Genomic DNA, 4,873 nt, shown 5'->3' with positions numbered 1-4,873 from the left:
CGGTGGCCGCACCGGCTCACGCGTGCCGCTCATCGCGGCGGTCGGCGTCGGTATCGCCGTCCTCGGCGTCGGCGCGGGCGCGCTGCTCGGCAGCCCGGGCGGCGACGACGACGGCGACAACCAGAACGTGTCCGCGACCGCGCCCGCGAGCGTGGAGGCATCCGCCTCGCCGTCCGCCGACCCGGCCCGCGAGCAGGCCGTCGAGCTGGACAAGCTGCTGGCCGACAGCGGCAACAGCCGCACCACCGTGATCAACGCGGTCGCCGACGTGAAGGCCTGCCGCGACCTCGACCGGGCGGCCGAGGACCTGCGGGAAGCGGCCGGGCAGCGCACCCAGCTCGTGACCGACCTCTCCGGCCTGTCCGTGGACAAGCTGCCCGACCACCAGGCGCTGACCACCGCGCTCACCAAGGCGTGGCAGGCGTCGGCGTCGGCCGACAACCACTACGCCGCCTGGGCCGACCAGACCGCCGGCAAGAAGGGCTGCAAGAAGGGCCAGGCCCGCTCCACCGGCCAGACCCAGGCCGGCAACCGGGCCAGCGGCACCGCGACCACCGAGAAGCAGAAGGCCGCCAAGCTGTGGAACGCGATCGCCAAGCGGTACGGCCTGACCGAGCGCCAGCCGACCCAGCTCTGACCGGACGCCGCCGACCCGTGGTCCCGCCCGGCCGGGCGGAACCACGGGTCAGCCCAGATCCGCGTCCCGCAGCGTCTTCGTCACATCGGTGAAGCCCCCGCGGGCCGCGACCAGCCGGCCGCCCTCGACCACCTGCAGCGTCACGTTCGCGTTGACCAGGCGGGGGAAACCGACGGCGGCGAGCTCGTCCTGGAAGTCCCACCGCAGGGTGGGGGTGAGCCCGCCCGTGGTGACCTTCAGCCCGCCGTCCAGCGCCCCGCTCACCGTGTCGGCGCTCACCTCGCCGTCCCCCAGGGACTCGACGACCTGCTTGAACACGGTGTAGGCGATCCAGGTGGTCTGCACCCCGGCGTCCGCGGCGTCGATCCGGTTGTCGCCGAACGCCTCCTCCTCGATCACCTTCTTCATCGGGTTCCAGCGGGCGTCACCCGCCGCCGGGTACCAGCCGGTGACGTACGACCCCTCGTACGGCCCCGACGCCCCGCCGGACGCGTCGATCGTGCTCTGGTCGACGCTGCCGAGCACGGTCGCGGTGCGCACCTCGGGATAGTCGGCGCGGGCCCGCCGGAAGGAGTCCATGAAGGTGCCCGTGCGGTCGCCGAGGGCGGGCACCACACAGCCCCGCTCGGCCACGTCCGCGGTGGTGCGCTCCAGGGCCTGCCGCGCCTGGCTCTCGTACGAGGTGGCGTCCTCCGCCGCCCGCTGGTCACCGGAGCGCGCGTGCCCGCCCGCCGCCAGGCCCGAGTCGAGCAGCGGGGGGAGCTGGTCGCCCACGATGGTGTCGGGCCGGATCAGGGCGACCGGCCCGCAACTGTCGGCCAGGGTGCGGCCGAGGCCGGCCAGCAGCACCGGCTGGCCGCCGTTGACGGGATAGGACAGCGGGCTGGTGAACTCGTTGGTGGTGATGCCGTAACCGCCGATGTACGGGATCCCGGCGCCCTCCAGGGTGGGCATGAAGGAGTCGGCGTACTGGCTGTAGGAACCGACGACCGCGACGGCGCCCTCCTGCACCGCGCGCCGGGCGCACCGCGCGGCGGCCACGGTGTCGTTCTTGTCGTTGCAGGTCAGTACGGTGAGCCGGCGGCCGTTGATGCCGCCCTGGGAGTTGATCCAGCGGGCGTACGCCTCGGCGAACGCGGGCATCCCGGGCTTGTTGGTGGCCCGGGTGTCCTGGGGCGCCCACGTCATCACGGTGACGGTGCCGTCGTCCCCGGAGCCCCCCGTGGCACCGGGGACGATCCCGCACCCGGCGGCGAGCGACGCGCACGCGATCAGCGCGCCCGTGGTCAGGGCGCCGGCCCTGACGGGCCGCCGGAGGAGGCGGGGGAGGAGGATGCTGCGGGTGCGTCGCCTGCCGGTCATGCCCCCGCACGATTCCGCCACACGGCCAACCCCGGTGTGACCCTTGGTCAACGGGCGGTGACGGTGAGGTGAATTGCGGGGTCCCGTATGACTCGTGTGGCGCGGAAACGTACGATCGACGATCGTGCAAGGTTCGGAGAACTCTTCCCGTCGCGGCCGTCGCTCCTCCACCATGGGCGGCATGCCACTCAACGACATGCCGTGGTGGCGCTGGCGCAGCAATGTGCGCTCCGCGCTGCACATGCTCTCCGACCCCGCCTTCCAGCGGGGCGTCTGGCTGGCCGGCGTCGACGGCTACGGCGACGTCACCGACGCCGTCTACCGGCTGGTCGAGGACACCTGGCTGGACAACTGGTCCGCCGAGAAGTACGTCGGCACGATCTTCCGCGACTCGCAGGAGGCGGCGCTCGTCGACACCGCGGTGCTGCGCGTGCTGCGGATCATGCACCAGGTCGGCCCGGACGCGCCGGTGGCCGCCTACCTCGAGCACGAGGGGTGGCCGGAGGCGGTGCGGGCCGCGCGGGACGCGCACGTGCGGATGGCGGCGAGCGACGGCGACGACCCCGACGCACCGCCGAGCACCCTCGAGGTGCTGCGGATCGTGACGCGGTCCGCGTAGCGGAACGGTCGGCGGCCGTGACCGCGCGTGTGGGACCCTTTTCTGCATGAGCGAGCAGTCCACCCGAGCCGCGGCCCCCGCCGACCAGTACGTCCTCACCCTGTCCTGCCCCGACAAGCAGGGCATCGTGCACGCCGTGTCGAGCTACCTCTTCATGACCGGCTGCAACATCGAGGACAGCCAGCAGTTCGGCGACCACGACACGGGACTGTTCTTCATGCGCGTCCACTTCTCGGCGGACGCCCCGGTGACCGTGGAGAAGCTGCGGGCGAGCTTCGCGGCGATCGGTGACTCCTTCCACATGGACTGGCAGATCAACCGGGCCGACGAGAAGATGCGCATCCTGCTCATGGTCAGCCGGTTCGGGCACTGCCTGAACGACCTGCTGTTCCGCGCGCAGACCGGCGCGCTGCCGGTGGAGATCGCCGGGGTGGTGTCCAATCACACCGACTTCGCCGAACTGGTGGCTTCGTACAACATCCCCTTCCACCACATCCCGGTGCCGAAGGACGGCAAGCCGGAGGCCGAGGCCCGGCTGCTGGAGATCGTGCGCGAGAACGACGTCGAACTCGTCGTCCTCGCCCGCTACATGCAGGTCCTCTCGGACGACCTGTGCAAGCAGCTCTCCGGGCGGATCATCAACATCCACCACTCCTTCCTGCCGAGCTTCAAGGGCGCGAAGCCGTACCACCAGGCGCACGCGCGAGGGGTGAAGCTCATCGGCGCGACCGCGCACTACGTCACCGCCGACCTCGACGAGGGGCCGATCATCGAGCAGGAGGTCGAGCGGGTGGGGCACGACGTCACGCCCGAGGGGCTCGTCGCGATCGGGCGGGACGTGGAGTGCCAGGCGCTGGCGCGGGCGGTGAAGTGGCACGCGGAACGCCGCATCCTGCTCAACGGGCGGCGGACGGTGATTTTCGCCTAGGAGCTCGATCCGTCCGGTTCGCCGGCGGGCGCGAGCGTGTGGAGGTCGTTCGCGCCCGCGCGGCGGAGCGCGTATCGGTACGGTCCCGCGCCCCTGGGGGCGTCCTGCCGTGGTCCCGCACGGGTGCGTTGCGGCTTGTCGCGCAGTTCCCCGCCCCCTGTAGGTACGTCCACTGCACGTACGTCAAGGGGCGCGGGACCCTGTCGGTGTGCGGCTGCGCCGCGCGGGCGCGAACGACCCCCACACGCTCGCGCCCGCCGACGGGACGGAACCCGTCCCTACATCCGGCTCATGCTCGCCGCCGCGAACAGCACGTCCTTGATGGCGTCGCGGTCTCCGACCTGTCCCACCGCGGCCTCTCGCGGCGGGACGTGCCCCGCCGCGAGCCTGCAGAACTCCGCCCCGTCCAGCGCGACGTGCGCCACCTCGTGCTCGGCCGACCCCTTCGCCGCCGGAGAGTCCAGCGGGATCAGCCACTCGCCCCCGCCGGACCCCTCGATCTCCAGCCGCAGGCTGCGCCCCGGCTCCCCGGCGGCGACCAGGTGCCGCTCCACGGGGGAGGCCAGCCCGTGCTGCCGGCGGTGTTCCAGCACGGCCGGCAGCATGCGCGCGGCCAGGTCGACGATGCGGTGCAGATGCCGCCCGGAGGGCGGGTCGTACGGGTAGTCCACCGCCTCGGCGATGTCCTCCGCGTGCACCCAGCACTCGAAGGCCCGGTCCAGCATCGCGTCGTGCAGCGGCAGTTCGTAGTCGCCGTACGACACCGGCAGCCGTCCGGTGCCGCCGCCCGTGAAGGACACCGTCCGTACGAGGTCGTGGCTCTGCTCCCGCCAGGGCGCCCGCACCGAGCGGGTGGGCGGGAAACGGGCCGCCCGCCAGTACGCCTCGGTGCGGTCCGTCGGGGTGGGCCGGGCGGCCGTGGCGTCGCCGAGCGGGTCGTCGAGGCCGAGGGCGACCGCGACCAGCCCGTCGACCGTCAGCAGATGCGCCATGACCCCGGCGACGGTGGTACGGCGGCTGCTCGCCTCGTCGGACTCGTACCAGCGCAGCCGCACCGGCGCGTGCCACTCGGAGTCGCCGAAGTCCTGGAGCAGCGCGTCCAGCCGCGCGGTCTCGGCGTCGTACGCGGCGGCCCACTCCGGCACGGGGACGCGGGGCGGACGCCGCTCCAGGCAGGACTCCAGGACGCGGGTGCGCAGGCCGGGGTCCAGGTCCAGGCTCTCGGGCCGCTGGAGCAGGCCGACCGCCTCGCGCAGCCGCAGCGCCTCGTCCGCGCAGGACCCGCAGGCGCCGAGGTGCTCCTCGACGGCGTCCGCCTCCGCCTGCG

General features: G+C 73.0%; 4 protein-coding genes and 1 pseudogene. 3 read left to right on the top strand and 2 right to left on the bottom strand.

Annotated elements, in window-relative coordinates; genetic code table 11:
* A pseudogene (locus B7767_RS12280) lies at positions 1 to 637 on the top strand (hypothetical protein); the annotation flags it as partial.
* A 48-nt stretch (positions 638 to 685) separates the two neighbouring features.
* Here B7767_RS12280 and B7767_RS12275 read toward each other — a convergent pair.
* A complete protein-coding gene (locus tag B7767_RS12275) occupies positions 686 to 1,999 on the bottom strand; it encodes an ABC transporter substrate-binding protein (RefSeq protein WP_085572227.1) in 1,314 nt (437 codons plus the stop codon).
* A 172-nt stretch (positions 2,000 to 2,171) separates the two neighbouring features.
* Here B7767_RS12275 and B7767_RS12270 point away from each other — a divergent pair, with 172 nt between their 5' ends.
* Positions 2,172 to 2,618, top strand: coding sequence for a hypothetical protein (locus tag B7767_RS12270; RefSeq protein WP_085572226.1), 447 nt, complete (start codon positions 2,172 to 2,174; stop codon positions 2,616 to 2,618).
* Between the two features lie 46 nt (positions 2,619 to 2,664).
* The gene (purU, locus tag B7767_RS12265) at positions 2,665 to 3,546 is read left to right on the top strand and encodes a formyltetrahydrofolate deformylase (RefSeq protein WP_085572225.1); all 882 of its coding nucleotides are present in this window, start codon (positions 2,665 to 2,667) and stop codon (positions 3,544 to 3,546) included.
* A 278-nt stretch (positions 3,547 to 3,824) separates the two neighbouring features.
* Here purU and B7767_RS12260 read toward each other — a convergent pair.
* A partial coding sequence (locus B7767_RS12260; RefSeq protein WP_107486029.1) for a maleylpyruvate isomerase N-terminal domain-containing protein occupies positions 3,825 to 4,873 on the bottom strand: 1,049 nt, incomplete at its 5' end.

The organism is Streptomyces sp. 13-12-16 (assembly GCF_002114215.1).
In the GTDB taxonomy this organism is placed as follows: Bacteria; Actinomycetota; Actinomycetes; order Streptomycetales; family Streptomycetaceae; genus Streptomyces.
The sequence above is the reverse complement of the archived record's forward strand: the minus strand, read 5'-3'. Positions and strand labels throughout refer to the sequence as shown.

What these genes read in the sequence shown, in the direction of transcription:
- B7767_RS12275 (WP_085572227.1), bottom strand. Translation starts at nt 1,999, where the DNA reads ATGACCGGCAGGCGACGCACCCGCAGCATCCTCCTCCCCCGCCTCCTC.
- B7767_RS12270 (WP_085572226.1), top strand. Translation starts at nt 2,172, where the DNA reads ATGGGCGGCATGCCACTCAACGACATGCCGTGGTGGCGCTGGCGCAGC.
- purU (WP_085572225.1), top strand. Translation starts at nt 2,665, where the DNA reads ATGAGCGAGCAGTCCACCCGAGCCGCGGCCCCCGCCGACCAGTACGTC.